Source organism: Streptomyces sp. NPDC054786, from assembly GCF_053611685.1.
In genome coordinates this window covers 29,661-55,192 of record NZ_JBSHAW010000049.1, presented here as the reverse complement: position 1 = coordinate 55,192, position 25,532 = coordinate 29,661, and the positions used below count along the sequence as shown (strand labels likewise).

Below are 25,532 nucleotides of genomic sequence, written 5' to 3'. Positions count from 1 at the left end.
ACTTCCTGTGCTGCGCGGCGCGTTGTACCGAACGGGCCGCTGCGCTCTCAGGCGGTGGAGGCCGGGCGGCCCGCGAGTGCGTCCAGGTCGGCGCGGGTCAGCCCGGTCAGCCGGGCGACCTCGGCGGCGTCCACGGCGCCGCAGTCCAGACCGCGCAGCAGATAGCCGCTGAGTGCCTTGGCGGTGGCGGGCTCGTCCATGACGTCGCCGCCGGCCTTGGCGACGTACGCCGCGAGCCGGGCCGCGGCCTGCTCCAGGCCCTCGCGGTAGAAGGTGTAGACCGCCGCGTAACGGGTGGGCAGATGGGCCGGGTGCATGTCCCAGCCCTGGTAGTACGCGCGGGCCAGCGAGCGGCGGACCAGGCCGTGGTGCAGCCGCCAGGCGGCGTGCACCCGGTCCGTCGCGCCGACCGGCAGGACGTTCGTCGAGCCGTCGGAGAGACGTACGCCGGTGCCCGCGGCGGCGACCTGCATCACGGCCTTGGCGTGGTCGGCCACGGGGTGGTCGAGGGACTGGTGGGCGGCGCTGACGCCACAGGAGGCGCTGTAGTCGAAGGTGCCGTAGTGCAGGGACGTGGCACGGCCCTCGGCGGCCTCGATCATGCGGGCGACGGTGGCGCGGCCGTCGGCGCCCAGGATCGACTGGGTGGTCTCGATCTGGATCTCGAAACCGATCCGGCCGCTCTCCAGGCCGTGCGCCTTCTCGAAGGCCTCCAGCAGCCGGACCATGGCGGTGACCTGCTCGGCGTAGGTCACCTTCGGGAGCGTCAGCACCAGTCCGTCGGGCAGACCGCCGGCCGCCATGAGGCCGGTGAGGAAGATGTCGAGGGTGCGGATCCCGCGGTCGCGGACGGCGGCCTCCATGCACTTCATCCGGATGCCCATGTACGGGGCCGCGGTGCCTCCCCCAGCCTCCGGCCGGGAGGTGCCCCCACGGAACGCGGCGGCGACCAGGGCGGCGGCACGGGCCGCGGCCTCGTCCTCCTCGGCGTCCGGGCGGGGGCCGTAGCCGTCCTCGAAGTCGATGCGTAGATCCTCGACGGGCTCGCGGGTCAGCTTGGCCCGGACGCGGTCGTGGACGTCCACGGCGAGTGCGTCGGGGATACCGAGGACGGCGGCGAGCGCCCCGGCGTCGGGGGCATGCTCATCGAGGGCGGCGAGCGCCTGGTCGCCCCAGGAGCGCAGGGTGCCGGCGGCGAAGACATCGCCGGGGACGTAGACCGTGTGGACCGGCTGGCGGGTGCCGGGGTCGCCGGGGTAGCGCCGCGCCAGATCCGCGTCCACCTGGGCGAGAGCGGCTCCGATTCCCTCGCGTACGGTGTCCGCGAGGCTCGTCGCCACGGTCTCCTGCTGCCCCATTCGATACCCTCCCGGTGCGCACGCCCGCCGATCGAGCGTTTTCCGCTTAACGGAATCAACAATCCGTATAGCGAAGTTATCGGCGTCGGTTGCCGAGGTCAACACCCTCACCCGCGGCGGCGCAGGTCACGGGCGTACGGCCGGACTTCGCAAACTCCGTGGCGGGGTCCACCGCGGCGCCGTCAGACTCACCCTCATGACTTGGATCGCACCTTCCATAGAACGCAGAGAACTCCCGACCGTGGCCGGCGAACGGGAGATGCTGCAGGGCTGGCTCGACTTCCACCGTGACACCCTGCTCGCCAAGTGCACGGGGCTGACGCCCGCCCAGCTCGTCGAGGCGAGCGCCGCACCGTCCACCCTCACGCTGCTCGGCCTGGTGCGCCACATGGCACACGTCGAACGCACCTGGTTCCGGCTGCGCTTCCTCGGCCAGCGGATCAGCGATCTCTACTCCACCGAGGACAACCCGGACGCCGATTTCGACGACGCCGATCCGGCCGCCGCCGAGCGGGACTTCGCGGCGTTCCGGGCCGAGATCGAGTCCTGTGACAAGGCCGTGGCGGACCGCGGACTGGACGAGATCTTCGTGGCGCGCCGGGGGCGCACCCTGAGCCTGCGCTGGATCTACGTCCACATGATCGAGGAGTACGCCCGGCACAACGGCCACGCGGATCTGCTGCGCGAGCGGATCGACGGGGCGACGGGCGCCTGACGGCGCGGCACCCGACCGGCACTGCCGCCACAGCACGAGGCCCCGTACACACCGCGCGTACGGGGCCTCGTGCGAGGCCGGAGCCGGGCTCCGGCGGGACGGCGGTCAGCCCTTGCGGGTCTTGACCTCGTCGGTGAGGGCGGGGACGACGTCGAAGAGGTCGCCGACCACGCCGTAGTCGACCAGGTCGAAGATCGGCGCCTCGGAGTCCTTGTTGATCGCGACGATGGTCTTCGAGGTCTGCATACCGGCGCGGTGCTGGATCGCACCGGAGATGCCCGCCGCGATGTACAGCTGCGGCGAGACCGACTTACCGGTCTGGCCGACCTGGTTGGTGTGCGGGTACCAGCCGGCGTCCACCGCGGCACGCGAGGCGCCGACGGCCGCACCGAGCGAGTCGGCGAGCGCCTCGATGACCGGGAAGTTCTCGGCACCGTTGACGCCACGGCCACCGGAGACCACGATCGCGGCCTCGGTCAGGTCCGGGCGGCCGGTCGACTCGCGCGGGGTGCGCGAGACGATCTTGGTGGCCTTGGAGGAGTCGGCGACGGTCACCGCGAGCTGCTCGACGGCACCGGCGGCCGGAGCGGCCTCCGGAGCGGCGGAGTTGGGCTTGACGGTGATGACCGGGGTGCCCTTGGTGATGCGGGACTTGGTGGTGTACGAGGCCGCGAAGACGGACTGGGTGGCCACCGGGCCCTCATCGCCGGCCTCGACGTCGACGGCGTCGGTGATGATGCCGGAGCCGATGCGCAGCGCGAGACGGGCACCGATCTCCTTGCCCTCCGCGGAGGACGGCAGCAGCACGGCGGCCGGGGAGACCGCGTCGTAGGCGGCCTGCAGCGCGTCGACCTTGGGGGCGACGAGGTACTCGGCGAACTCGGGCGCGTCGGCGGCCAGTACCTTCACGGCGCCGTACTCACCGAGGATCTTCGCGGCGTCCTCGGCGTTCGCACCGAGGTGAACGGCTACCGGCTCGCCGATGCGGCGGGCGAGGGTGAGCAGTTCGAGGGTGGGCTTGCGGACGGCACCGTCCACGTGGTCGACGTAGACAAGGACTTCAGCCATGGGATTGTTCTCCTGCGGGAAGAATGAGGGCGGTGGAAAGGGCTGCGGCTCAGATGAACTTCTGGCCCGCGAGGAACTCGGCGAGCTGCTTGCCGCCCTCGCCCTCGTCCTTGACGATCGTGCCCGCGGTGCGGGCCGGACGCTCGGCGGCGCCGTCGACCTTGGTCCAGGCGCCCTCGAGGCCGACCTCGTCCGCCTCGATCTCCAGGTCCTCCAGGTCCAGGGACTCCACCGGCTTCTTCTTGGCGGCCATGATGCCCTTGAAGGAGGGGTAACGCGCCTCGCCCGACTGGTCGGTGACGGACACGACGGCCGGCAGCGCGGCCTCCAGCTGCTCACTGGCGGTGTCGCCGTCCCGGCGGCCGGTGACCTTGCCGTCGGCGACCGAAACCTCGGACAGCTGGGTGACCTGAGGGATGTTCAGCCGCTCGGCGAGCAGCGCGGGCAGCACACCCATCGTGCCGTCGGTGGAGGCCATACCGCAGACGACGAGGTCGTAGCCGGTCTTCTCGATGGCCTTGGCGAGCACGAGCGAGGTGCCGAGCGCGTCGGTGCCGTGCAGGTCGTCGTCCTCGACGTGGACGGCCTTGTCGGCGCCCATCGACAGCGCCTTGCGCAGCGCGTCGTTGGCGTCCTCGGGGCCGACGGTGAGGACCGTGATCTCCGCGTCGTCGGCGGCTTCCTTGATCTGCAGGGCCTGCTCGACGGCGTACTCGTCGAGCTCCGAGAGCAGACCGTCCACATCGTCACGGTCGACGGTCAGGTCCTCGGCGAAGTGCCGGTCGCCGGTGGCGTCGGGCACGTACTTCACACAGACAACGATCCTCAGGCTCACGCCGGCTCTCCTACCTGCTTCGTCTCTTCAGAACTGCCTTGTGCTGGCAGCATAGGCGCCTGTCGGGGCGGCTCCCGGTCGGATGCGGTTCCCCACGCCGACCGCCATATTACTCGCCAGTACATCGACTCTCGTGCCCCGAATCAAGGCCGTCGAAATGTGACCTTGCCAACGGCCCCGACCGGGAAACGACGAACGGCAGCGGGAACCCGTCAGTCCCGCAGCGCGTTGAAGCGGCCCTGGTGATACAGCAGCGGACGGCCGGGCCCCGCGGGGTCGCCGACGACGGGCTGGGCGAGCACGATGCGGTGGTCGCCGGCCGGCACCCGCGCCACGACCTTGCACACCAGCCAGGCCAGTACGCCGTCCAGGAGGGGTACGCCCTCGGGGCCGGTGCGCCAGGACGTGGCGGGGCCGAAGCGGTCGGCGCCGCTGCGCGCGAACGTGGCGGCCAGTTCCTGCTGGTGCTCGCCGAGTATGTGGACGCCGATGTGCTCGGCTTCCGAGACGGCCGGCCAACTGGAGGCGCCGGTACCGATGCCGAACGAGAGCAGCGGCGGGTCGGCGGCGACGGAGGTCAGGGAGGTGGCGGTGAAGCCGACGGGGCGGGAGCCGTGCGCGGTGATCACCGCAACGCCTGCGGCGTGCTGCCGGAAGACCGAGCGCAGCAGCTCGGGGGAGGCGGTGCGGGGCGTGCCGAGGCCGGGCGAGGCCGTCATGGAGTTGTCCTTCTGGTGTGGTGTACGAGCCCGGGCGGAGCCGCCGACGGCCGTGCGGCGGCCGGCAGCAAGGTGTCGTCGCTGCTCACGCGCCCGGACAGCGGGCGCTGGCAGTCCGCAGAAGGTCGACGTGGGCGCGTCCGTGCAGAAGGGTTCCTGGCCGCATCACGTCAGAGTGACGATTCGTGACCCACAGCGTCAAGGGGCGCCCGCCATCTGGGAGATCAATCACGGACGGCCGCACCCAGCGCAGCGATGACATCGGCCTTCCGGGGCTGCCCGGAGGCGCGGCGCACGATCGCGCCGTCCGCGTCGAGCACCAGCACCGTGGGCGTGCGCAGCACATTGAGGTGGCGCACGAGGTCCAGATGGTCCTCCGCGTCGATCTCGACATGGGCCACCCCCTCGACCATGCCGGCGACCTCGGCCAGGGTGCGCCGGGTGGCCCGGCAGGGCTGGCAGAAGGCGCTGGAGAACTGCAGCAGGGTGGCCCGCTCCCCCAGCTCCGCGCCGATCTCGGCGGCGCCCAGCCGCGTCCCGTCGTCCCGCTTGCGCACCGTCGGCCTCCCCTTACGGCGTCGGTGCCACACGCCGAAAGCGCTCGCCGCCGCGAGCACCGCGAGGCACACCATGAGTCCAGTCATCGAGGGATGCAGCGTTCACGAGACCGCAAAGATTCCCGGGGCCCGGTGCGACCCGGTCTGCGGGAGAGTGGGGGCATGCCTGTCGACACCATTGACGTACGGGGCCCGAGGTTCGGGGCGACGCTGACGACCGTCGTGCTGGCGGCCGTGCTGATCACCGGGAGCGGTCCGCTGCTGGCCTTCCAGACGCTGGTCTTCGCCCTCGGGGCGCTGGCGGGTGTCCAGCACTCGCCCTATGCCTGGCTGTTCAGGGTGGCGGTGCGCCCGCGGCTGTCCGCACCGGCCGAGTTCGAGGACGCCGCCCCGCCGCGCTTCGCCCAGAGCGTCGGGCTGTTCTTCGCGGTGGTGGGACTGGCCGGTTACTTCGTGGGGCCGCAGTGGCTGGGGCTCGCGGCCACCGGGCTGTGCGCTCGCGGCGGCCTTTCTCAATGCTGCGTTCGGGTACTGCCTGGGGTGCGAGATGTACCTTGTGCTGCGGAGGGCGACCGGCTGAGCCACCCTTCACGTGACAAGAATCTCCCGGCCGTGGCGGCCGGCGCGCTGGCCGCCACGGCCGACTTCGGGCACGATCTCCCGAAAGCCGCAGTTACGGCTGCGTAGGTTTCCGCCGGGAGAACCCTCCCCAGGCGTGGAAAAGGGGTCCTCCGGACAATGGCAGAGCTCGTCTATCCGCCGGTGATCGGCGCCGCCCGCACGCTCTTCAAGGCGCTCGATCTGAAATTCGACATCGCCGGGACGGATCACATTCCCCGCCGCGGCGGGGCGGTGCTGGTGAGCAATCACATCGGTTACCTGGACTTCGTCTTCGCCGGACTGACGGCGCGCCCGGCCAAGCGTCTGGTGCGCTTCATGGCGAAGGAGGCGGTGTTCCGGCACAAGGTGTCCGGACCGCTGATGCGCGCGATGAAGCACATCCCCGTGGACCGTGCGCAGGGCATGCACGCCTACAAGCACGCGCTGTCCGCACTGCGCTCGGGTGAAATCATCGGGGTCTTCCCCGAGGCGACGATCTCCGAGTCCTTCACCCTGAAGACCTTCAAGTCGGGTGCGGTACGGCTGGCCCAGGAGGCCGGGGTGCCGCTGCTGCCGGTGGCGCTGTGGGGCACCCAGCGGCTGTGGACCAAGGGCCACAAGCGCGATCTGGGCCGTAACCACCTGCCGATAACGATCCGGGTGGGCGAGCCGATGGAGGCCGATCCGGCCGAGCAGGCCGAGAAGATCACCGACCGGCTGCGGGCCCGTGTGCAGGACCTGCTGGAGGCGGCACAGCGCGCCTACCCCGTACGCCCCAAGGGCCCCGAGGACACCTGGTGGATCCCGGCCCACCTCGGCGGCACGGCGCCCGCCGCGCCCGGGACCGCCCGATAGCGGACCCGGAGGCCGGAGCGCGCCGTCGTAGCGCGCCTCCGGCGACCCCGCTCACGGGGCCCAGATGTCGCCGATCTCGATGCGGGCGTCCGGGCAGGCCTTGTGCAGCGCCTCGGCCAGCTCGGCGCCCGCGGCGCTCAGCTCGTCGAGCGTCATGGGAGCCATCCGCTCCAGCAGGAAGAGGGCGCTGACCGATTCCTCGGTGAGGCGGGTGCGCACCCCCTGCCGCCAGTTCCAGCGGCGGCAGGTGACGCCCTCGTCGTCACACCAGATCACCTCGCCCGCGTCGGGGTGCTCGATGATTTCGGCGCCGCCGGCCGCGGTCACGAACGGTTCGTCGCCGGTGGCCCGTACGAGCCGCATTCCGCCCTGGATACGGTCCAGGTCCTCGCCGCCCACGGGGATGAGGTGGGCGACGCTGAGGGCGTTGTAGAGGTCGACGAGGCGGTTGATGCGCGGCAGTCCGCCGTCCGCGAGCGCCCGCCTGGCCAGCGCCTCGGCGGAGTTGCGGGTGCGCGACGGCTTGCTGCCGAATGCGGTGTACGCGGCGCGCCAGGCGGCGAGGTGCGGATCGTCCTGCGGGGCACGTCCGTCCAGACGCTCGGTGAGGCGGCGGGTGGCCTCGTCCAGGAGCGCCGCGCCGGCCTCGTCGCTGGGCCCGTTGGTCAGGCCGTGGGCCTCCACGGCGAGGTAGCCGAAGCCGGGCGCCAGGGCGCGCACCTCGTCGGAGACATACAGGCCACAGGTCGTGCCGGAGACGTGCGAAGAGCTGGGCATCGGAGCCGTTCCTCAGAGATCGGTGGGGAGCATCTGCCAGAGGTGAGGCCGGTCGACGGCCTTCTGGAGGCATTGGAGCACGGCCGGGTGTGGTTCAGCAAACAGCACCGGCAGGTCCAGTTCGTTGCACTCAGGTCGCACCGTGAAGGCGAGTTGTTCGCGGTCGAGGCGGAACTGTGCGTCGACGCCCGGCTTGTTGCCCCGTGGATCCTGCCGTGCCCAGCGGTCCTCGCCCGGCAGCTTGACGGCGATCAGCCCGTGGACGGTGTCGAGCCTCTGGTAGCACAGCCCGGCGGGGATGCCCTCCGCGCGCAGCAGGGCCACGAGTGCGTGCGCCTTGGCGTAGCAGATGCCGGTGCGCTGCGCGAGCACGTCCGAGGCGCGCCAGGTGACCCGCGGGTCCTCGGCGTCCGCGCTGTGCGGGATGGCGTCGCGGATGAATTCGAAGGCGGCCTTGGCGTATGCATATGCATCGGGGGCATCAACGGCGAGGGTGGTCGCGATGGCCCGGACGCGTGGATGCTCGTGGTCGATGACCTCGTCGGCCGCCAAGTAGGCGGAGATCTCCGGGGCGTTCTGGATCAGCTCCATACCCGGGGAGCGTAGCGATGCGCCCGGCCGCAAGTCAATGACTTTTCGGCCGAGCGCATAGCTATGCAGGCGTGGAGCTAGCGGCCGATCTCCTCGCGGAGTGCGGCGAGGAAGCCGTCGACGTCCTCCTCGGCGGTGTCGAACGCACACATCCAGCGCACCACACCGTCCGACTCGTCCCAGAAGTAGAAGCGGTAGCGCTTCTGCAGCCGCTCGCTGACGTCGTGCGGAAGGCGGGCGAACACACCGTTGGCCTGCACGGGGTAGAGGATCTCCACCCCGGCGATCTCCCGTACCCCGGCCGCCAGCCGCTGCGCCATGGTGTTGGCATGGCGGGCGTTGCGCAGCCACAGGTCCTTGGCGAGCAGCGCCTCCAACTGGACGGAGACGAAGCGCATCTTGGAGGCCAGCTGCATGGACAGCTTGCGCAGATGCTTCATCGCGCGCACCCGGTCGGGGTTGAGCACGACCACGGCCTCGCCGAAGACCGCACCGTTCTTCGTGCCGCCGAAGGAGAGGATGTCGACGCCCACCGCGTTGGTGAAGGCCCGCATCGGGACATCGAGCGTCGCCGCGGCGTTGGCTATCCGCGAGCCGTCGAGGTGCACCACCATGTTGCGCTCATGAGCGTGTTCGCAGATCGCCCGGATCTCTTCGGGCGTGTAGACCGTGCCGAGCTCCGTGCTCTGGGTGATCGAGACGACCTGCGGCATGGCACGGTGCTCGTCGTCCCAGCCGTACGCCTGGCGGTCGATCAGCTCAGGGGTGAGCTTGCCGTCCTCGGTGGGCACGGTCAGCAGCTTGAGCCCGCCGATCCGCTCGGGCGCCCCGCACTCGTCCACATGGATGTGCGCGGACTCGGCAGCGATCACCGCACCCCAGCGGTCGGTCACGGCCTGCAGGGCGACGACATTGGCGCCGGTGCCGTTGAACACCGGGAACGCCTCGGCGCGCTGCCCGAAGTGGCTGCGGAAGACGCGCTGGAGGTGTGCGGTGTAGTCGTCCTCGCCGTAGGCGACCTGATGGCCGCCGTTGGCGAGGGCGAGCGCCGCGAGCACCTCGGGGTGGGCGCCCGCGTAGTTGTCGCTGGCGAAGCCGCGTATCTCGGGATCGTGGTGCTGCCGGGCGTCGGTCTTCGCTCCGGTCACGGCTCGGGGGTCAGCCACAGACGCTGTCCATTCACTTCCTGGGCGGGCCGGCTCCAGACCCCGGCGATGGCCTCGGCCAGCTCCGTGACATCCGTGAAGCCCGCGAACTTGGCGTTCGGTCGCTCGGCACGCATCTGGTCGTTGACGAGCGCCTTCACGATCAGGATGGCAGCCGCGGCGCGCGGTCCCTGCTCACCCCCCGACTTGCGGAAACCGTCCGCCATGGCGAGCGTCCAGGCCTCGGCAGCGGCCTTGGAGGCGGCGTAGGCGGCGTTGCCCCCGGTGGGCTTGCTGGCGCCGGCCGCGCTGGTGAGGAGGAAGCGGCCGTTGCCGCTGCGTTCGAGCGCTTCGTGGAAGGCGAGGGAGGTGTGCTGGACGGTGCGGACCAGCAGCTTGTGCAACAGGTTCCAGTCGGCCAGGTCGGTCTCCGCGAAGGTCGAGGAGCCGCGCCAGCCGCCGACGAGGTGCACCAGGCCGTCGATCCGGCCGAACTCCTTCTCCGTACGGGCCGCCCATTCACGGGTCTGGTCGAGGTCGAGGAGGTCCACGGTGTCCCCTATCACCGTGGCGCCGCCGTGGGCGTAGCGGGCCGCGTCCACGGCCTCCGCCAGCCGCTCGGGGTTGGAGTCCGAGCCGACGACGACTGCACCCGCTTCGGCCAGTCGCAGCAGGGTCGCGCGGCCGGCCGGCCCGGCCGCACCCGCCACCGCGATGACCGCACCCTCCAGCGGCCCCTGGCCGCCCGTCGAAGTAACCATCTCCGTCGCCTCCTCGTCCTGCTCCTGGACGGCCGCCCGCCGGGTGTTCCGGTCGGTCTTCATGCCGCCGCCAATTCATCGCTGTGGGCCGTGATGCCCTTGGTGGATGCGATCACAGTGCGCAGCTTCTTGGCGAGCGCCTCGTAGAACATGCTCAGCGGGAACTCGTCGGGGAGCACGTCGTCCACGAGTTTGCGCGGCGGCTGGTCGAGGTCGAGGGCGTCGGGTCCCTTGGCCCAGACCGAACCCGGGTGCGGTGCGAGGTAGGTCGAGACGAGGTCGTACGCGGCGAACCAGTGGACCAGCTTGGGCCGGTCGATGCCGTCGCGGTAGAGCTTTTCGATCTCGCCGCACAGCTGGTTGGTGACCTTGGGCGCCCGCTCCCAGTCGATGTGCAGTGTGTTGTCCGTCCAGCGTACGACGTCGTGCTTGTGGAGGTACGCGAAAAGCAGCTGTCCGCCCAGGCCGTCGTAGTTGCGGACCCGGTCGCCGGTGACGGGGAACCGGAACATCCGGTCGAAGATCACGGCGAACTGCACATCGCGGGCCTGGGAGTACCCCTCGGCCTCCAGCTTCACGGCCTCCTTGAAGGCGGTGAGGTCGCAGCGCAGCTCCTCCAGGCCGTACATCCAGAACGGCTGGCGCTGCTTGATCATGAACGGGTCGAACGGCAGGTCACCGTGGCTGTGGGTGCGGTCGTGCACCATGTCCCACAGGACGAACGCCTCCTGGCAGCGCTCCTGGTCGGCGAGCATCTCGCGGACGTCCGCGGGGAGTTCGACGCCGAGCGTCTCGATGGCGGCCTCGCTGACCCGGCGGAAGCGGGCGGCCTCGCGGTCGCAGAAGATGCCGCCCCAGCTGAAGCGGTCGGGGGCCTCGCGCACCGCGATGGTCTCCGGGAAGAGCACGGCGGAGTTGGTGTCGTAGCCGGCCGTGAAGTCCTCGAAGGTGATGCCGCAGAAGAGCGCGTTGTCGTAGCGGGTGCGTTCCAGCTCGGCGAGCCAGTCCGGCCAGACCATCCGCAGGACGACGGCCTCGAAGTTGCGGTTCGGGTTGCCGTTCTGGGTGTACATGGGGAACAGCACAAGGTGCTGGAGGCCGTCGGCGCGCTGCCGGGCGGGCTCGAAGGCGAGCAGGGAGTCCAGGAAGTCCGGCACACCGAAGCCGCCGTCGGTCCAGCGTCGCAGGTCGGCGACGACCGCCTGGTGGTAGGCGGCGTCGTGCGGCAGCAACGGGGCGAGCTCCCCGACGGCCGCCGCCATCCGGTCGACCTCCGCGCGGACCGCATCGGCGGTGGGCGCGCCCTCCGCCTCCAGGTCTATGGAACCGTCCTTGGACTGCCAGGGGCGGATGGCCTCGACCGCGCCCTTGAGTACGGGCCACGCCGGGTGCTCGACCACACGCTCTGCGGTCGTGGTGGCCTCCCGGACACCCACAGGCGAAAGAATTTCCGTCATGACTGCCCTCCGGCGATAGATCGTGCTGTCAGGCCACGGTAACCAGCCGGGGATCTCCCGCTCAAGTGCGGTCGCTGAAAATTATTCTGCCGATACCCCGCGCTCACGCATATTTTTCCTGTCAGTAGCGGCTTGGGCAACACTTCCTGCCAGTAGTACCAAGGGTTTCCGCGGTTCCTCCGGGCCGGCGGGGCCCGGGCAACCCCCTGCCGGTGTGGCATATGCCATACCGGCAGGGGGTCGGGCCGGTACCGGCTCGCTGCGGCACACCGTCAGCGCGGCAAGGACTCGCCCACGCGAGGGTGAGGCGGTCTGAAGCCGGATATGGCGGGTACCCGTACTGGACACACCGCCGTCCCGTCCGGCAGCCCTTTTTCCGCCGGTCGGTCCCGTTAGGCTGTGCGCCATTTCGTAGCGCCGTTGCCGACAGTCGACGGCCGTCACTTGTACAGAGCCGACAACAGCACCGAGCCGACAGAAGCGAGGCAGCCTTGTCCTTTCTCACCATCGGACACCGCGGGATCATGGGCGTGGAGCCGGAGAACACCCTGCGGTCCTTCGTGCGCGCCGAGCACGAAGGCCTCGACGTCATCGAACTGGATCTGCATCTGAGCAAGGACGGCGCGCTCGTGGTGATGCACGACGCGGATGTGGACCGGACCACCGACGGCGCCGGTCCGATCGCCGAGCGCACCCTCGCCGAGCTCCGCGAGCTCGATGCCGGCCGGGGCGAGCGGATCCCCGTCTTCGAGGAGGTCGTGGAGGCGGTCACGGCGCCGCTGCAGGCCGAGATCAAGGACGTGGCGGCCGCCCAGGCGCTGGCCGAGGTGATGCGGTCGCGCGATCTGACCGGCCGGGTCGATGTGATCTCCTTCCATGACGAGGCGCTGGCCGCGATCCGAACCCTGCTGCCCGGCGTACGGACCGCACTGGTCGGCAGCCGTTACGGCGCGGACGTCGTCGACCGTGCGCAGGCCGTCGGCGCGACGATGCTCTCGCTGAACATCCGACGGCTCACCCTGGAACTGGTCGAGCGGGCGCATGCCGCGCATCTGAAGGTCGTGGGCTGGACGGTCAACACCCACGATCAGCTGCGCCTCGCGCGCGGGCTCGGTCTGGACGGTGTGGTGACCGACCAGCCGGAGATCCGGCGGGCGGTCCGCTTCACGGCGTGAGGCGGCGGGTGACGAGATGAGCCGGGTGGGGCGTGCCAACCCTTGGGGCCCGCCCCGGGCAACCGGGAAATACGCAGTTCACAGCGGTGCAATGTGCTTCCACCATGCGGACGTTTCCCCCGGTGATCTCGACAGAAGGCCTCGCGCGCTGCCACTCTCCCGCCATGCGCCTCGCCAACCGCCCCCTCCGCCTTGCCGCTTGCGCCACCGTCGCGCTGCTCGCCGCGGCCGTCGGCTGTGCCCCGCAGGACGAGTCCCCCGGTGGTCCGCGGGCCACCGGGGCGGGCGAACAGAGCTGTGACCGCGGCAAACTGACCACCGTGGCGGACGGCAGGCTCACGGTCGGCACCGACCGGCCCGCCTACGCACCCTGGTTCCACGACGACGACCCGGCCGGCGGCAAGGGTTTCGAATCGGCCGTCGCCTACGCCGTCGCCCGGCAACTGGGCTACGACAAGGGCGCGGTGCGCTGGCAGACCGTGCCGTTCAACAACGCCTTCGCGCCCGGCGAGAAGAAGTTCGACTTCGATATCAACCAGATCTCCATCAGCGCCGCACGCAAGCGGGCCGTCGCCTTCTCCTCCGGCTACTACGACGTGCGCCAGGCGGTCGTCGCGCTCAAGGGCTCCCGGGCCGCGCAGGCGAAGAGCATCGCCGACCTGCGGAAGGTCAAGCTCGGGGCGCAGGTCGGCAGCACCAGCCTGGATGTCGTCAATGACACCGTCCGGCCGGTCCGGCCCCCTGCCGTCTTCCAGAAGAACGACTTCGCCAAGTCCGCGCTGAAGAACGGTCAGGTCGACGCGATCCTCACCGATCTGCCGACGGCCTTCTACATCACCTCGGCGGAGGTGAAGGACGCCGAGGTGGTCGGGCAGTTCGCGGCCACCGGCGCCGCCGAGGAGCAGTTCGGTCTGGTCCTGGACAAGGAGAGCCGGATCACCGGGTGTGTGACGGCCGCGGTGGACGCGTTGCGCAAGAACGGCACCCTCGCCGCGCTGGAGAAGAAGTGGCTGACCGACGCCGTGTCCGTCCCGGTGCTCAAGTGACCTACGAAGAAAGCAAGTTGAAGACCCGTGCGGCACAGAACGGGGCCGACGGCGGATATGTGCCCTCGCCGCGACGGATCGAGCGGGAGCGTTTCCGGCGGGCCAGGGCCCGGCGCGCCACCGCCGTCGCCGCGCTGAGCACCCTGGTCACCGCCGTCGTCCTCTACCTCGTCATCACCCGCTCCCCCGGCTGGCCGCGCACCCAAGAGACGTTCTTCAGCGCCGAATACGCCCGCAAGGCGCTGCCGAAGGTGCTGGAGGGGCTGCTGCTGAATCTGCGGCTGCTGGTGGTGTGCGGGGCGGCGGTGCTGGTGCTCGGGCTGCTGCTGGCGGTGGCCCGGACGCTGCGCGGCCCGGTGTTCTTTCCGCTGCGCGCCCTGGCCACCGCGTACACCGACTTCTTCCGCGGACTGCCGCTGATCATCTGTCTGCTGATGGTGGTCTTCGGGGTACCGGCGCTGCGGCTGCAGGGCGTGACCACCGATCCCGTGCTGCTCGGCGGCTCGGCGCTGGTGCTGACGTATGCGGCGTATGTGGCCGAGGTCTTCCGGGCGGGCATCGAATCGGTGCACCCCTCACAGCGGGCCGCGGCCCGGTCGCTGGGCCTGACCAGCGGACAGGCGCTGCGCTTCGTGGTGCTGCCGCAGGCGGTGCGGCGGGTCGTGCCGCCGCTGCTGAACGATCTGGTCTCGCTGCAGAAGGACACCGGCTTGGTGTCCATCGCGGGTGCGGTGGACGCGGTCTACGCGGCGCAGATCATGGCCGGCAAGGACTTCAACTTCACGCCGTACGTCGTGGCCGGGCTCGTGTTCGTGGCGCTGACGATCCCCATGACGCGGTGCACGGACTGGGTCACGGCCCGCATGGACCGCAGGCGCGCCCAGGGAGGACTCGTATGAGCACGACGGACGACACCCCGCGCCCGGCCGACGAGACGGCCGGGGAGGCGGCGCCCGGCGGCGGCCCGGTGCTGCGGCTGGAGTCCGTACGCAAGACGTACGGCCGCGGCACGGTCGTCCTGCGGGAGGTGGATCTGGCGGTCCCGCCGCACACCGTGACGACGCTGATCGGCGCGTCGGGGTCGGGCAAGTCCACGCTGCTGCGCTGCGCGAATCTGCTGGAGGAGATCGACGACGGCGCGATCTTCCTGGACGGTGCGGAGATCACCGATCCGCGGGCCGACGTGGACGCGGTGCGCCGCCGGATCGGTGTGGTCTTCCAGGCCTACAACCTCTTCCCGCACATGACCGTGCTGGACAACATCACGCTGGCGCCCCGCCGGGTGCACGGGGTGCCGCGCGCCGAGGCGGAGGCGCGGGCCCACGAGCTGCTGGAGCGGCTCGGGCTCGGCGGGCGGGCCGGGGAGTACCCGGACCGGCTCAGCGGCGGCCAGCAGCAGCGGGTCGCGATCGTCCGCGCGCTGGCCGGACGGCCCCGGCTGCTGCTGCTCGACGAGATCACCGCGGCGCTCGACCCCGAGCTGGTCGGTGAGGTGCTCGGCGTGGTCCGCGATCTCAAGGAGGAGGGCATGACGATGGTCATCGCCACCCATGAGATGGGCTTCGCGCGGGAGGTCGCCGACCAGGTGTGCTTCCTGGACGGCGGGGTGGTGCTGGAGCGCGGCACACCCGAGCAGGTCTTCGGCGATCCGCAGCACGACCGCACCCGGCGGTTCCTGCAGCGGATCATCCAGGCCGGACGACTCTGAGCGCAGGCCGCGCGCCCTGATCCGGGAATCTCGGTCCGGACCGCGCCGATGTCGCCGCCCCCGCCGTGCGGCCGATCAGTCGAGGCAGAACTCATTGCCCTCGGGGTCGGCCATCACGAGGTGACCGGCGCCGAGCGGCGGAGCGGGCTCGTAGCGTCTGAGCCGGGTGGCGCCGTGGGAGGCGAGCCGCTCGGCCTCCGCCTCCGGGGCCGGGGTCGGCGCAGTCGAAAGTGATCTGGACGTCGCGGGCCATCTCAGCTCGCCTCCCGCCGGGTCCGGTGGGTGTGCAGATGGAGGTCGCGGAGCAGGCACACCTCGGCCAGATGATGGATCAGCTCGCGGTTGATGTGCAGCACCAGCGTTGCCAGAGGATGCCCGGCGTACGGGCCCTCCGCCTCCCCGCACGGGCGCGCGAGATCGGATTCGCCGAGGGACTCGACCCCGGCCAGCCACGTGGCGTACTCCGCGTCGAGCTGGGCCAGCGCCCCGTCCGCGGTCGCGGCGTACTCGAACGACCCGTAGTCGGTGGGTGTGCGACCGAAGTGCGAGGCGTTGCGCATCGCGAGCACGCCGACGATCACGTGCCCGAGCCGCCAGGCGATCGTCGTGAACGGTGGCGGGTCGGGCTCCGGCATCGCGAAGTCGATGGTCATCGCGCCGGACCCGGCCTGCATCGGTGCGGTGCCGGTGCCGCGCGGGCGCACGTTCCAGCAGCCGGGCACCGGCTCCCAGAAGTACTCGTCATCGGTGAGTCCGTCGAGGCGATCGCGCAGCTGGTGGTTCTAGTGCCAGGCGAGCTGGTCTCGGAGCAGGGGGTTCCAGGTCTGGTCGGTCATGGTCCCAGCCTTCCGCATATAGCGGACAGGATCGTTCCGTGTTCTGTGGAACGATGAGCGGGTGACCGTCGAGGCGACGACCGAGCGGGTGCTGCGACTGCTGGCGCTGCTGCAGCGGCGGCCGTCCTGGACCGCCGCCGAGCTCGCCGCCGAGCTGGGGGTCACCGACCGCTCGGTGCGCCGCGACGTGGAGCGGCTGCGCGCGGTCGGCTACCCCGTGCACGCGACGGCGGGCGTCGGCGGCGGCTACCAGCTCGGCGCGGGCACCCGGCTGCCGCCACTGCTCCTCGACGACGAGGAGGCGATCGCGACAGCGGTTTCCCTGCTGCTGGCATCGGGGGGCACGGTCGCCGGGGCGGGCGAGGCGGCACTGCGGGCGCTCGCGAAGCTCGACCAGGTGATGCCGCCCCGGCTGCGCGCCGAGGTTCGGGCGGTGCACGGCGCCACCGAGACTCTCGTCGGCCCCGGGGTCGAGATCGATGCGGAGGTGCTGGTGACACTCGCGCGGGCCTGTCGCGACGCCGTGCGGGTGCGGTTCCGGTACGCCGGCCGCGACGGCGGAGAGCGCGAGCGCACGGTCGAGCCGGTGCGGATGGTCACCACCGGCCGCCGCTGGTATCTGATGGCCCGGGACATCGACCGCGACGACTGGCGCACCTTCCGGCTGGACCGGATGCGCGAAGTGGTGGCGACGACCTGGCGCTTCCGGGCGAGGGAGCATCCGGACCCGGTCGCCTACGTGCAACGGTCCGTGGCCGAGGCGCCCTACCGGTATCTCGCCCGGGTGCGGTTGCACGCCCGGCCCGACCGCGTACGGGAGCTGGTGCCGCCCCAGGTGGGGCGCGTCGAGGACGATCGCGACGGGTGGTGCGTGCTCGTCGTCGGCGGGGAGGACCTGGACTGGCTCGCCGCGCACGTGGCCCGGCTGGGCTTCGAGGCGGAGGTGCTGGAGCCCCCGGAACTGCGGGAGGCCGCCGCCCTGCTCGCCCGCCGCCTCGCGGCGATGGCCGGGGCCGGCTGACGGACCCCGTCAGCCCTTGCCCGGCACCGTGCCGGGCGTCGCGGGCCGGCACCGATACCCCACCGAGCGAGCCCTTGCCGAGACGGACGGCCCGGCCGTCGGTCCTTTGACCCGGCCGGGCGCTCGGGCGACCGAACGGGACGGACTCGGCTGTCCCCGGAGACCGCGAGCACTCAGATTGATTCATGTAAGGTAACTTTGATTCGGATGGATAAAAACCAGGGCGGGGTCATGGAGCGGACGTTCACCAATGCCGCGCGGCGAGCGCAGATCGTGCAGGCGGCGATCGACACGATTGCCGAACTCGGCTACGCCAAGGCCTCGTTCGCGCGGATCACCGAACGAGCCGGGCTGCGCAGCCCGCGGATGATCTCGTACCACTTCACCGACAAGGACGACCTGATCCACCAGATCGTGAAGGAGGTGTTCGAGGCCGGAGCCCGGTTCATCGTTGCCCGCATGCAGGAGGAGGACACCACGGCCGGCAAGCTGCGCGCCTATCTGGAGGCCAACCTGCAGTTCCTGCGCGAGCACCCGCAGGAAGTGCTGGCGCTCACCGAAATCGGCCCTCATGTGCGCGACGAGAGCGGTCAGCCGTACACGTCGCAGAGCGCACAGGAGCCGGGTGTGCGGGGACTGGAGGCGCTGCTGGCCGAGGGGCAACGCAGCGGCGAGTTCCGCGACTTCGACATCCGGTCGATGGCAGTGATCATCCGCGGTGCGATCGACGCCGCCGCGCAGCGGCTGCGCGGTGCACCAGGTCTGGATTTCGACGCCTACACCCGCGAGCTCGTCGCCACGTTCGCGCACGCCACCCGGTCGTGCTGAGTCCCACTCCCAGGAGGGTTCCGAAGTGACAGAGAGTTTGGGTGAACAACATCCCGCGCAGGCCCGCGGAAGGTTCAGCCGTGTGCTGCTGATGGACGTGGTCGCCCCGCTGGCCTTGTTCTACGGTCTGCGCTGGCTGGGGGTGAACCAGTTCCTCGCGCTGCTGGCCGGCGCCGCCATCCCCGCGGTCGAGGCGGTGCACGGCGTCGTCACCCGGCGACGGATCGGCGGGGTGCAGCTCTTCATGCTCGGCACCATGGCCCTGACGGTCGCCATGTCGTTCGTCACCGGCAGCCCGCGCATGCTGCTCATCCGCAACGGCTGGGGAATGGCCGCACTCGGAGTCTGGATGCTGCTCACCCTGCTCTCCAGGCGACCGTTCCTCTACGAAGCCGCCCGGGTCGTGCTGGACGAACCCAAGCAGCGGGACTGGGAACTGAGTTGGGACCGCCACCCGCCGTTCCGTCGCCTGCTGTGGGTCTGCAGTGCGTTCTGGGGGATCGCCTGCCTGCTCGACGCCGGCCTGCGGGTCGTGATGGCGATGACCATGCCGATCGACCAGGTGCCGGCCCTTGACGACGCCCTGCTGGCCGTCACCCTCGCGGTGATCCTGCTCTTTCAGCGCTACTACGGACGCTCCTACCTGCGCCGTAACGGGCTGCGCAGGGACGGCGTGCGGATCTCATCCGTCTCTGCCGGGGAGCCGGCCCGATGACCGGCCGCGTCGCACTGGTCACCGGTGGTGCGGGCGGAATCGGCGAGGCGACCGTAAGACGCCTGGCTGCCCAAGGGGCCCACGTCGTCATCGCCGACCTCGATGCCGCTCGCGGCAGCCTCCTCGCCCGGGAATGCGGAGGGCTGTTCGTCCGGACCGACGTTGCCGTCGTGCGGGACAACGAGCGAGCGGCGGCACAGGCCGTCGCGGAGTACGGCCGACTGGACATCGTCGTGCTCAACGCAGGCATCGCCGGCCGGTGCGGACTGAGCGATTTCACCCCGCAGCGCTACCGGGCCACCATGGGGACCAACCTCGACGGTGTCGTCTACGGCATCCACGCCTGTCTGCCCCACCTTCGGCAACAGCAGTCGGGGGACATCGTCGTCACCGCCAGCATCGCCGGCCTCACGACCTCATCCGACGTGTTCTACGCCGCCGGTAAACACGCCCTCATCGGACTGGTGCGCTCAGCCGCGCCGGTCCTCATCAAGGACGGCATCCGGATCAACGCCGTATGCCCCGGGCTGGTGGACACACCCGCCATCGCGTCACTGCGTACGGCCCTGCGTTCCCACCAGCTCCGGCTCGCCCGTCCGGAAGAGATTGCCGCAGGCATTGATGCCATCCTCGCCGACCCCCGGACCGGCCGAGCCTGGGTCGTACAAGCCGGGCAGCCCGCCGCCCCGGTTGACCACCCCGACATCCCGCTCGTACGGCACGACGCCCAGGACAGCACGGTCTGAATCCCCGGGCCGGACCGCCTCACCAGGCTTCGCCCGCCTTACGGCCCTGAACACCGGCATCGTGATCGCCCGGACAGGGCCCGGGCCGAAAGCCGAAAGAGACTGTCTCCCCGGCCCTCGAAACTTGAGCCTTAGCCCGCCATGGGTGGCACGGGTGCGGGTTCGGCCCACACGACCGATGAGTTCCGCCCCGCCGCGTCACCAAGCGACACCGCGCGGTGGCCGCGAGGTACGACAAGCTCGCCGTCCGCTACGGGGCCACCACCGGCAGATCTCCGCCCTCATTGACCGGTGCGGACGTCACTGTGAAGACACGGCCTGGGCGAGCGGCTTGACCAGCAGCTCGAACTCCAGGTCGGCGCGCTGCGGAATGCCGAACCGCTCATCGCCGTACGGGAAGGGGGTGAACTGCCCGGTGCGCCGGTAGCCACGGCGCTCGTACCAGGCGATCAGCTCCGCGCGCTGCCGGATGACGGTCATCCGCATCTCGCGGGCGCCCCAGAGGTCCTGGGCGGTCCGCTCGGCCTCCGCGATGATCACCTTGCCGAGGCCGCCGCCCTGGAGCTCCGGGCGCACCGCGAACATCCCGAAGTACGCATGGTCCCCGCGGTGTTCGAGCTGGCAGCAGGCGATCATGGTGCCGTCCCGCTCGGCGATGAGCAGCCGTCCGGTCTCGTTGCGGACCACGGCGGCGACGCCGTCCGGGTCGGTGCGCCGGCCGCCCAGCAGGTCCGCCTCCGTCGTCCAGCCGGCCCGGCTCGCGTCCCCCCGGTACGCCGACTCGATGAGCTCCACGAGCCCGGGGATATCGGCGTCGTGGGCGGTACGGAAGGTCAGCTCGCTGGTGGGCATGGTGCGCGGAGTCCTCTCGGTGCCGGACGAATGGCTGGAAGGAGGCTAACAAGCGGTATGTACGCCCTGTCAGGGCCATGCGTCACGGATACGGCACCCTCTACGGCACGGTCCTGTGTCAGGGGCCTCCGTCGTGGCCTTTCGGCGGCGGGGAGCCCCCGGCGTAGGGTCCTGGCATGGTGCACGTACTGAGCAGCAGGGTGCTGTTGCGGCCGTCCGACCCCGAGCGGTCGCGGGCCTTCTACGGCACGGCGCTGGGTCTGGAGATCTACCGGGAATTCGGTACGGGACCCGAGCGCGGCACGGTCTACTTCCTCGGCGGCGGCTTCCTGGAAGTCTCCGGCCGCGCCACGGCTCCGGCCACCGACACCCTCCAGCTGTGGCTCCAGGTGGCGGACGCGGCAGCGGCGCACGAGGAGCTGCTGGCACACGGGGTGGAGGTGCTGCGGCCGCCCGTGCAGGAGCCGTGGGGGCTCATCGAGATGTGGATCGCCGACCCGGACGGCCATCGGATCGTGCTGACGGAGGTTCCGGCGGACCATCCGCTGCGCTACCGGGCCTGAGGATCCTCCCGCCCCGCGGCCGTCGGCGATCCGGCCGGCGAAGGGGGACGCGCCTCGGGCGTCCCCGGCACCGGCCGGGTCCCGGCGGCCGGCCACGCCGCGTCCGCCGGTCCGGCGGTTCCGGCGCACCGCCCGCGCTCCCCCTCCGTGCGTCCGTGCGCTCCCGTGTGCCGGGCCCCGGCCGGGCATTCTGCACCCGATCCGTGCGACAGGCGGTACTCGGGGAGGTGCGCCGTGCACGAACCACCGTTGGTCGGCTGGCTGCTGGTACTGCTGTGTGCCGCGGCCGCCACGTACTGCCTCGTCCGGGCGCGTACCTGCCCGGCCGCGCACCGGGAGGACGCCCGCGGCGAGGGGCTGATGGCTCTGGGCATGGCGGCGATGGCGCTGCCCGCGTCCGCCGTGACTCCGCCTCAGTGGTCGCCCTGGCTGTTCACCGCGGCCTTCGGAACGGCCGGCGTCTGGGCGCTGGCGCGGCGGCATCTGCATCACGCGGTGGGCACGTTCGCCATGGTGTACATGGCGCTCGCGATGGCCGTGCCGTCAGATCACATGAACCCGACGGGCTCGGCGAGGCCCTCGGGTTCGATGAGCTCGATGAGTTCGGTGGGGCCGACGGGCTCGATGGACGCGATGGAGCACGCCGGGCCCGGCGGGGTGCCGCTGCTGACGGGCCTGTTGCTCGCCTACTACACGGTGTACGTGATCGCCGCCGGGATCCGGCTGGTGCCGGTGAGCGGAGGGGCGGCGGGCCCCGTGACGGAGGGGACGGCGGCGGACGAGCCGTCGGACGCCGGGCCGCCCGGCGTGCTGCGGGCCTGCCGGGTGGCGATGGGTATCGGCATGCTGGCGATGCTGCTGGCGCTGTGAGCTGCGGCGATGCGCTTCCGCACGGGTCCGCGCCGTCGGCCCGCCGGGGCAGCGGTTCACACCTGTGACGAGGGTGCTATACGTCACATCCGACTCCCGGCCGTACCAACGAGTAGTCGTGCGCTCATAGGCTGACGGCATGATGGTCCCCCTCGCGCTGATGATTCTCGGCGTGCTGGCCGCGGCAATGGCGCCACGGCTGATGGCCCGTTCCGACTGGCCCGACCGCGAACCGGTGCTCGCGCTGTGGGTGTGGCAGTGCGTGGTAGCCGGTGTTCTGCTGTGCTGTGTGCTTGCGATGTCGCTGAGCGCGTCCGCCGCCTGGGAAACCGTCCGCAGCCCGGTGTTCGGCTTCGCCCCCCGGGTGGTCGTCGAGGCGTATGCGCTCAAGGGGTACGGGCCGTGGGCCGGGGTGCTGGCCCTGTTCCTGGCGGGCGGTGGCGCCTGGACGGCCGTCACGCTGACCCGCGAGGTACGGGCGGCGCGCGCCCGCCGTCGGCAGCGTCGGGCCGAACTCCTGCGTCGCGCACCGCTGTTGCCCGGCGAGGAGCCCCTCGGAGAGCGCCTGGTCGTCCTGGAGGGTGACCGCCCGGAGGCCTGGTGGCTGCAGCACACCTCGCCGCAACTGGTCATCACGACCTCGGCGTTGCGGCGCCTGAAGGGGCGTCAGCTCGATGCGCTGATCGCACACGAGCAGGGCCATGCGCGGGCCCGGCACGATCTCCTGCTGTACAGCGCCTCCGCGCTTGCCGTCGGCTTTCCGCAGATCCCGGTCTTCGCCGCGTTCCGCGATCAGGTGCACCGGCTGGTCGAACTGGCCGCCGACGATGTGGCCTCGCGCCGCTTCGGCCGGCTGACGATCGCCCTTGCCCTGGTCGAACTCAACGAGGATCGCGGGGTGTTCGGCCCCTGCCCGGCGCAGCTCGCCGAGGTTCCGCAGCGGGTGGACCGGCTGCTGTCCCCCGCGCCCCGCTTCACCCCCGGCCGCCGGCTCCGGATGACGGCGGTGGCGGCGCTGGTGCCGGCCGTGCCGCTGCTGGTCACCTTCATCCCGGGGCTGAGGGCACTGGCCTAGGGCGTGCCTTCCGGCCGGCCCCGGCCATGATCCACCCGACAGGCCCCGGGGCGCGGCCTCTCGCCCGGGACACCGGTCGTGGGTGAGGATCGCCCCATGCCATCGACGCCGCTCCCCACCACCCGTACATCCGCCGTGGACGACGACAGCCGCCGGGCATCAGCCCCTCTTCTCCCCTCCCTCTCCTGCGCCTTGCTGTGCACGCTCCTCTTCGGTCTGCTGCTCACCCTCGTCGTCGTGCGCTGGGGCCCCTTGGTGTCCCTGGACACGGACCTCGCCGGCACACTGCACCGGACGGCCGTCGCCGCGCCCGGCTGGACCCGGCTCAACCGGGTGCTCACCGACTGGGTATGGGACCCGTGGACGATGCGCGCGGTGCTCGCGGTGACGGTCTTGCTGCTCGTACGTCGTGGTGAACGCCGGCTCGCCCTCTGGGTGGCGGCCACCGCGCTCATCGGTACGGGGCTGCAGCAGGCGGTGAAGGCGCTGGTCGGCAGGGCCCGCCCCGTCTGGCCGGATCCGGTGGCCTCCGCGCACTACGCGGCGTTCCCCTCCGGGCATGCGCTGTCCGTACTGGTCGCGGGGGCCCTGGTCCTGTGGCTGCTGCGGCTGGTCGGGGCGCGTCCCCTGTGGCGCCGGACGGCCGGGACGGTGGTGGTGGTCTCGGTGGTCGGTGTCAGCTTCACCCGGCTCTACCTCGGCGTGCACTGGCTGTCGGATGTCATCGGGGGCTGGCTGCTGGGCGGGGCCCTGGTGGCCGGGTCGGCGGCGGTGTACGGCGCCTGCGCGTCCCGGCTGGATTGGCCCGCTGCCGCGCAGCGGGCAGGATGGCGGTCATGACGGTGATCAAGGGTGTGCTGTTCGACTTCTCCGGAACACTGCTGCGCATCGAGTCCGCCGAGTCGTGGCTGCGCGCGGCGGTCGCCGCGTCCGGCACGGTCATGGACGATGCCGAACTCGCCCGCTCGGCAGCCGCACTGGAACGGGCCGGCGCACTGCCCGGCGGCTCCTCGCCCGTCGAGATCCCCGCGGATCTGGCCGCCCTCTGGGAGATCCGCGACCGCGACGCCCGCCACCACCGCGCATTGTACACCGGACTCGGCCGCCAAGTCCCGCTCCCCGACCAGCAGTTGTACGAGGCGCTCTACGACCGCTCCAGGACGGCGGAGGCCTGGCAGCCCTACCCCGACGCCGCCGAGGTGCTCGCGGAGCTGCACCGGCGCGGCATCCGGATCGGTGTACTGAGCAACATCGGCTGGGATCTGCGGCCGGTGCTGCGCGCCCACGGCCTGGACCGCTATGTCGACAGCTATGTGCTGTCCTACGAGCACGGCCTTCAGAAGCCGGATCCGCGGCTCTTCGCCCTCGGCTGCCGGGAGCTGGGGCTCGACCCGACGGCCGTCCTGATGGTGGGCGACGACCGCACGGCGGACGGCGGCGCCACGGCGCTGGGCTGCTCCTTCATGCCGGTGGACCATCTGCCGGTGGACCGGCGCCCGGCCGGGCTGCGGCCGGTACTGGACCTCGTGCGCTGAGGACCCACGGCGGGGTCAGACCGCTTCGCGCAGCTCCAGCCACTGCTGGAGCTCGACGATGTTCCCGTCGGGGTCCTTGAGGTGGGCGACCCGCATCCGGTCCGTCATCGGAGCCGGGCCGTGGATGAGCACGGCGCCCCGCCCGGTGATCTCCGCACAACAGCCGTCGAGGTCATCGACCCGCAGGACGACCAGGGACCGGTATCCGTCCGGCGCCGTCCCCAGCTCGCCGAGGACCTCGGCCATCTGTGCGCGCTCCTGCAGCGCGAGGCCGGCCGAGCCGCCGCCGAAGCTGAACTTGGCGTACGGACCGTCCGGGGCCTCGAACTGCGGGTCGAGGCCCAGCACCTGCCGGTAGAAGCGGTAACAGCCGCGGAAGTCCGTGACGAGCAGACGGACTTGGGCGAACTCCATCGATACCCCCGTGAGTGATCGTCAGTCAGCGTGCAGGCCGACGCTACCCCTTCACGGGGCTCCGCCCTCCAGCAGGCCTGCTGCCCACTGCCGCAGCGTCGTGAAGTCCTCCGGGAGCAGCCCCTTCGCCGGATCGACGCGGTGCGGGAGGGCCCGGCCCCGGTGGTGGCGGGCGATCCATGCGTGGTCCCGGGGGCCGATTTCGTCGTCCACCCAGGCGAACGGCCGGCCGGCCGCGGAGGCGACGAGGTGGCGGGTCTTCCAGTGCACGCCCTCCGGATCGAGGTGGTGCATCCGCGGCCACTCCAGTGCGGGCAGCTCCGGCAGGCCCAGCACGGGGGCGATCCAGGTGTTGGCCTCCGTCTTCCATGTCGTCGCCCAGACGATCCGGAAGCCCAGGCCCAGCAGGAGCGGGCCGTGGGCGGGATTGAGCCATACCCGCAGGGCTGGGCGCGGCGGCTCCCAGCCCGTGGGCCGCATCCGCAGCGTGGTGTAGCCCTCGGGGCGTCGCTGCGGCTTCGCCCGCCAGGGGTTGAGCGGGCCGTCGACGTCGAGGAAGAGGAGAGGCACGGTGGGTTCCACGGCGTCATGATGCCGCGCCCGGCGCCGGAGCAATCGCTTCCGACCGGCGGAAATCGAAGAATTGCGCCCACGGCCCGTCGCCGCACATCCGCCGCCGTGCCGGGGCGGCCCAGCCCCGGCACGGCCGG

29 protein-coding genes and 2 pseudogenes are annotated in these 25,532 nt (G+C 71.2%); 16 read left to right on the top strand and 15 right to left on the bottom strand.

Translation table 11 applies throughout. The features are described from left to right. Positions 1 to 47: 47 nt before the first annotated feature. Entirely contained in the window at positions 48 to 1,358 is a 1,311-nt protein-coding gene (locus ACWGI6_RS32530; RefSeq protein ID WP_453270836.1) for a DUF6986 family protein, read from the bottom strand. A gap of 196 nt (positions 1,359 to 1,554) precedes the next feature. Between ACWGI6_RS32530 and ACWGI6_RS32525 the strand changes: the two genes are divergently transcribed. Continuing rightward, positions 1,555 to 2,073 carry a DinB family protein gene (locus ACWGI6_RS32525; RefSeq protein ID WP_453270835.1) on the top strand — a complete coding sequence of 173 codons (519 nt, stop codon included), beginning with the start codon at positions 1,555 to 1,557 and terminating at the stop codon, positions 2,071 to 2,073. Positions 2,074 to 2,178: 105 nt separating this feature from the next. Here the strand turns inward: ACWGI6_RS32525 and ACWGI6_RS32520 are convergent, their stop codons facing one another. The 4 genes from ACWGI6_RS32520 to ACWGI6_RS32505 form a co-directional block, all read right to left on the bottom strand. After that, complete coding sequence (locus ACWGI6_RS32520) at positions 2,179 to 3,141, bottom strand: electron transfer flavoprotein subunit alpha/FixB family protein (RefSeq protein ID WP_453270834.1); 963 nt, start codon at positions 3,139 to 3,141, stop codon at positions 2,179 to 2,181. A gap of 49 nt (positions 3,142 to 3,190) precedes the next feature. Continuing rightward, on the bottom strand, positions 3,191 to 3,976 hold the full coding sequence (locus tag ACWGI6_RS32515; RefSeq protein WP_393905981.1) for an electron transfer flavoprotein subunit beta/FixA family protein: 786 nt from the start codon (positions 3,974 to 3,976) through the stop codon (positions 3,191 to 3,193). 212 nt (positions 3,977 to 4,188) lie between these two features. Then, positions 4,189 to 4,695 (bottom strand): flavin reductase family protein, encoded by a 507-nt coding sequence (locus ACWGI6_RS32510; RefSeq protein ID WP_393905982.1) that lies wholly within the window; start codon positions 4,693 to 4,695, stop codon positions 4,189 to 4,191. Positions 4,696 to 4,919: 224 nt separating this feature from the next. Continuing rightward, positions 4,920 to 5,339: a TlpA family protein disulfide reductase gene (locus ACWGI6_RS32505; RefSeq protein ID WP_453270833.1), complete on the bottom strand. Its 420-nt coding sequence runs from the start codon at positions 5,337 to 5,339 to the stop codon at positions 4,920 to 4,922. Positions 5,340 to 5,414: 75 nt separating this feature from the next. Here ACWGI6_RS32505 and ACWGI6_RS32500 point away from each other — a divergent pair. Continuing rightward, positions 5,415 to 5,832, top strand: a pseudogene (locus ACWGI6_RS32500) (DUF4395 domain-containing protein). A 158-nt stretch (positions 5,833 to 5,990) separates the two neighbouring features. Then, a complete protein-coding gene (locus ACWGI6_RS32495) occupies positions 5,991 to 6,707 on the top strand; it encodes a lysophospholipid acyltransferase family protein (RefSeq protein ID WP_453270832.1) in 717 nt (238 codons plus the stop codon). A 51-nt stretch (positions 6,708 to 6,758) separates the two neighbouring features. Here ACWGI6_RS32495 and ACWGI6_RS32490 read toward each other — a convergent pair whose 3' ends face one another. The 5 genes from ACWGI6_RS32490 to ACWGI6_RS32470 all read right to left on the bottom strand — a co-directional run bounded on the left by ACWGI6_RS32490 (position 6,759) and on the right by ACWGI6_RS32470 (position 11,438). Next, positions 6,759 to 7,484: a B3/B4 domain-containing protein gene (locus tag ACWGI6_RS32490; protein WP_453270831.1), complete on the bottom strand. Its 726-nt coding sequence runs from the start codon at positions 7,482 to 7,484 to the stop codon at positions 6,759 to 6,761. 12 nt (positions 7,485 to 7,496) lie between these two features. Next, on the bottom strand, positions 7,497 to 8,075 hold the full coding sequence (locus ACWGI6_RS32485) for a transglutaminase-like domain-containing protein (RefSeq protein ID WP_453270830.1): 579 nt from the start codon (positions 8,073 to 8,075) through the stop codon (positions 7,497 to 7,499). 77 nt (positions 8,076 to 8,152) lie between these two features. Then, a complete protein-coding gene (locus ACWGI6_RS32480) occupies positions 8,153 to 9,241 on the bottom strand; it encodes a threonine aldolase family protein (RefSeq protein WP_453270829.1) in 1,089 nt (362 codons plus the stop codon). Next, entirely contained in the window at positions 9,220 to 10,044 is an 825-nt protein-coding gene (locus ACWGI6_RS32475) for an SDR family NAD(P)-dependent oxidoreductase (RefSeq protein ID WP_453270828.1), read from the bottom strand. Before ACWGI6_RS32475 ends, ACWGI6_RS32480 begins: the two co-directional genes overlap by 22 nt. After that, a complete protein-coding gene (locus tag ACWGI6_RS32470; RefSeq protein ID WP_453270827.1) occupies positions 10,041 to 11,438 on the bottom strand; it encodes a DUF6421 family protein in 1,398 nt (465 codons plus the stop codon). The genes ACWGI6_RS32475 and ACWGI6_RS32470 overlap by 4 nt, the downstream gene beginning before the upstream one ends. 491 nt (positions 11,439 to 11,929) lie before the next feature. Here ACWGI6_RS32470 and ACWGI6_RS32465 point away from each other — a divergent pair, with 491 nt between their 5' ends. From ACWGI6_RS32465 to ACWGI6_RS32450, 4 genes are all read left to right on the top strand, one after another. Beyond that, on the top strand, positions 11,930 to 12,613 hold the full coding sequence (locus tag ACWGI6_RS32465; RefSeq protein ID WP_453270826.1) for a glycerophosphodiester phosphodiesterase: 684 nt from the start codon (positions 11,930 to 11,932) through the stop codon (positions 12,611 to 12,613). 164 nt (positions 12,614 to 12,777) lie between these two features. Continuing rightward, a complete protein-coding gene (locus ACWGI6_RS32460; protein WP_453270825.1) occupies positions 12,778 to 13,659 on the top strand; it encodes an ABC transporter substrate-binding protein in 882 nt (293 codons plus the stop codon). Then, a complete protein-coding gene (locus tag ACWGI6_RS32455; protein ID WP_453270824.1) occupies positions 13,656 to 14,558 on the top strand; it encodes an amino acid ABC transporter permease in 903 nt (300 codons plus the stop codon). The genes ACWGI6_RS32460 and ACWGI6_RS32455 overlap by 4 nt, the downstream gene beginning before the upstream one ends. Beyond that, positions 14,555 to 15,367 carry an amino acid ABC transporter ATP-binding protein gene (locus ACWGI6_RS32450; RefSeq protein ID WP_453270823.1) on the top strand — a complete coding sequence of 271 codons (813 nt, stop codon included), beginning with the start codon at positions 14,555 to 14,557 and terminating at the stop codon, positions 15,365 to 15,367. The genes ACWGI6_RS32455 and ACWGI6_RS32450 overlap by 4 nt, the downstream gene beginning before the upstream one ends. A 75-nt stretch (positions 15,368 to 15,442) precedes the next feature. Here ACWGI6_RS32450 and ACWGI6_RS32445 read toward each other — a convergent pair. Then, positions 15,443 to 15,577 (bottom strand): annotated as a pseudogene (locus tag ACWGI6_RS32445) (VOC family protein); the annotation flags it as partial. A 44-nt stretch (positions 15,578 to 15,621) separates the two neighbouring features. Beyond that, on the bottom strand, positions 15,622 to 16,140 hold the full coding sequence (locus tag ACWGI6_RS32440; protein ID WP_453270849.1) for a DinB family protein: 519 nt from the start codon (positions 16,138 to 16,140) through the stop codon (positions 15,622 to 15,624). Positions 16,141 to 16,264: 124 nt separating this feature from the next. Between ACWGI6_RS32440 and ACWGI6_RS32435 the strand changes: the two genes are divergently transcribed. The 4 genes from ACWGI6_RS32435 (at position 16,265) to ACWGI6_RS32420 (ending at position 19,513) form a co-directional block, all read left to right on the top strand. Next, complete coding sequence (locus tag ACWGI6_RS32435; protein WP_453270822.1) at positions 16,265 to 17,224, top strand: helix-turn-helix transcriptional regulator; 960 nt, start codon at positions 16,265 to 16,267, stop codon at positions 17,222 to 17,224. A 207-nt stretch (positions 17,225 to 17,431) separates the two neighbouring features. Then, entirely contained in the window at positions 17,432 to 18,052 is a 621-nt protein-coding gene (locus tag ACWGI6_RS32430) for a TetR/AcrR family transcriptional regulator (RefSeq protein ID WP_453270821.1), read from the top strand. Positions 18,053 to 18,143: 91 nt separating this feature from the next. Further along, positions 18,144 to 18,767, top strand: coding sequence for a VC0807 family protein (locus ACWGI6_RS32425; RefSeq protein ID WP_453270848.1), 624 nt, complete (start codon positions 18,144 to 18,146; stop codon positions 18,765 to 18,767). Continuing rightward, a complete protein-coding gene (locus tag ACWGI6_RS32420; RefSeq protein WP_453270820.1) occupies positions 18,764 to 19,513 on the top strand; it encodes an SDR family NAD(P)-dependent oxidoreductase in 750 nt (249 codons plus the stop codon). Before ACWGI6_RS32425 ends, ACWGI6_RS32420 begins: the two co-directional genes overlap by 4 nt. A gap of 300 nt (positions 19,514 to 19,813) precedes the next feature. Here ACWGI6_RS32420 and ACWGI6_RS32415 read toward each other — a convergent pair whose 3' ends face one another. Beyond that, a complete protein-coding gene (locus ACWGI6_RS32415; protein ID WP_453270819.1) occupies positions 19,814 to 20,365 on the bottom strand; it encodes a GNAT family N-acetyltransferase in 552 nt (183 codons plus the stop codon). Positions 20,366 to 20,541: 176 nt separating this feature from the next. On the opposite strand from ACWGI6_RS32415, the gene ACWGI6_RS32410 reads away from it, so the two are divergent. The 5 genes from ACWGI6_RS32410 to ACWGI6_RS32390 all read left to right on the top strand — a co-directional run bounded on the left by ACWGI6_RS32410 (position 20,542) and on the right by ACWGI6_RS32390 (position 24,408). After that, positions 20,542 to 20,928: a VOC family protein gene (locus ACWGI6_RS32410; RefSeq protein ID WP_393906002.1), complete on the top strand. Its 387-nt coding sequence runs from the start codon at positions 20,542 to 20,544 to the stop codon at positions 20,926 to 20,928. 234 nt (positions 20,929 to 21,162) lie between these two features. Further along, complete coding sequence (locus ACWGI6_RS32405; protein WP_453270818.1) at positions 21,163 to 21,798, top strand: DUF5134 domain-containing protein; 636 nt, start codon at positions 21,163 to 21,165, stop codon at positions 21,796 to 21,798. 139 nt (positions 21,799 to 21,937) lie between these two features. Beyond that, complete coding sequence (locus ACWGI6_RS32400) at positions 21,938 to 22,873, top strand: M56 family metallopeptidase (RefSeq protein WP_453270817.1); 936 nt, start codon at positions 21,938 to 21,940, stop codon at positions 22,871 to 22,873. Between the two features lie 96 nt (positions 22,874 to 22,969). Further along, positions 22,970 to 23,713 carry a phosphatase PAP2 family protein gene (locus tag ACWGI6_RS32395; protein WP_453270816.1) on the top strand — a complete coding sequence of 248 codons (744 nt, stop codon included), beginning with the start codon at positions 22,970 to 22,972 and terminating at the stop codon, positions 23,711 to 23,713. Beyond that, a complete protein-coding gene (locus ACWGI6_RS32390) occupies positions 23,710 to 24,408 on the top strand; it encodes an HAD family hydrolase (RefSeq protein WP_453270815.1) in 699 nt (232 codons plus the stop codon). The genes ACWGI6_RS32395 and ACWGI6_RS32390 overlap by 4 nt, the downstream gene beginning before the upstream one ends. A 15-nt stretch (positions 24,409 to 24,423) precedes the next feature. Here ACWGI6_RS32390 and ACWGI6_RS32385 read toward each other — a convergent pair whose 3' ends face one another. Further along, positions 24,424 to 24,822 carry a VOC family protein gene (locus ACWGI6_RS32385; protein WP_453270814.1) on the bottom strand — a complete coding sequence of 133 codons (399 nt, stop codon included), beginning with the start codon at positions 24,820 to 24,822 and terminating at the stop codon, positions 24,424 to 24,426. A 51-nt stretch (positions 24,823 to 24,873) separates the two neighbouring features. Continuing rightward, positions 24,874 to 25,404 (bottom strand): HAD domain-containing protein, encoded by a 531-nt coding sequence (locus tag ACWGI6_RS32380; protein ID WP_393906008.1) that lies wholly within the window; start codon positions 25,402 to 25,404, stop codon positions 24,874 to 24,876. Between the last annotated feature and the right edge of the window lie 128 nt (positions 25,405 to 25,532).

Coding starts and splice junctions, on each gene's coding strand:
- ACWGI6_RS32530 (WP_453270836.1), bottom strand. CDS start 1,358: ATGGGGCAGCAGGAGACCGTGGCGACGAGCCTCGCGGACACCGTACGC.
- ACWGI6_RS32525 (WP_453270835.1), top strand. CDS start 1,555: ATGACTTGGATCGCACCTTCCATAGAACGCAGAGAACTCCCGACCGTG.
- ACWGI6_RS32520 (WP_453270834.1), bottom strand. CDS start 3,141: ATGGCTGAAGTCCTTGTCTACGTCGACCACGTGGACGGTGCCGTCCGC.
- ACWGI6_RS32510 (WP_393905982.1), bottom strand. CDS start 4,695: ATGACGGCCTCGCCCGGCCTCGGCACGCCCCGCACCGCCTCCCCCGAG.
- ACWGI6_RS32505 (WP_453270833.1), bottom strand. CDS start 5,339: ATGACTGGACTCATGGTGTGCCTCGCGGTGCTCGCGGCGGCGAGCGCT.
- ACWGI6_RS32495 (WP_453270832.1), top strand. CDS start 5,991: ATGGCAGAGCTCGTCTATCCGCCGGTGATCGGCGCCGCCCGCACGCTC.
- ACWGI6_RS32490 (WP_453270831.1), bottom strand. CDS start 7,484: ATGCCCAGCTCTTCGCACGTCTCCGGCACGACCTGTGGCCTGTATGTC.
- ACWGI6_RS32485 (WP_453270830.1), bottom strand. CDS start 8,075: ATGGAGCTGATCCAGAACGCCCCGGAGATCTCCGCCTACTTGGCGGCC.
- ACWGI6_RS32475 (WP_453270828.1), bottom strand. CDS start 10,044: ATGAAGACCGACCGGAACACCCGGCGGGCGGCCGTCCAGGAGCAGGAC.
- ACWGI6_RS32470 (WP_453270827.1), bottom strand. CDS start 11,438: ATGACGGAAATTCTTTCGCCTGTGGGTGTCCGGGAGGCCACCACGACC.
- ACWGI6_RS32460 (WP_453270825.1), top strand. CDS start 12,778: ATGCGCCTCGCCAACCGCCCCCTCCGCCTTGCCGCTTGCGCCACCGTC.
- ACWGI6_RS32450 (WP_453270823.1), top strand. CDS start 14,555: ATGAGCACGACGGACGACACCCCGCGCCCGGCCGACGAGACGGCCGGG.
- ACWGI6_RS32430 (WP_453270821.1), top strand. CDS start 17,432: ATGGATAAAAACCAGGGCGGGGTCATGGAGCGGACGTTCACCAATGCC.
- ACWGI6_RS32425 (WP_453270848.1), top strand. CDS start 18,144: ATGGACGTGGTCGCCCCGCTGGCCTTGTTCTACGGTCTGCGCTGGCTG.
- ACWGI6_RS32420 (WP_453270820.1), top strand. CDS start 18,764: ATGACCGGCCGCGTCGCACTGGTCACCGGTGGTGCGGGCGGAATCGGC.
- ACWGI6_RS32415 (WP_453270819.1), bottom strand. CDS start 20,365: ATGCCCACCAGCGAGCTGACCTTCCGTACCGCCCACGACGCCGATATC.
- ACWGI6_RS32410 (WP_393906002.1), top strand. CDS start 20,542: ATGGTGCACGTACTGAGCAGCAGGGTGCTGTTGCGGCCGTCCGACCCC.
- ACWGI6_RS32400 (WP_453270817.1), top strand. CDS start 21,938: ATGATGGTCCCCCTCGCGCTGATGATTCTCGGCGTGCTGGCCGCGGCA.
- ACWGI6_RS32395 (WP_453270816.1), top strand. CDS start 22,970: ATGCCATCGACGCCGCTCCCCACCACCCGTACATCCGCCGTGGACGAC.
- ACWGI6_RS32390 (WP_453270815.1), top strand. CDS start 23,710: ATGACGGTGATCAAGGGTGTGCTGTTCGACTTCTCCGGAACACTGCTG.
- ACWGI6_RS32385 (WP_453270814.1), bottom strand. CDS start 24,822: ATGGAGTTCGCCCAAGTCCGTCTGCTCGTCACGGACTTCCGCGGCTGT.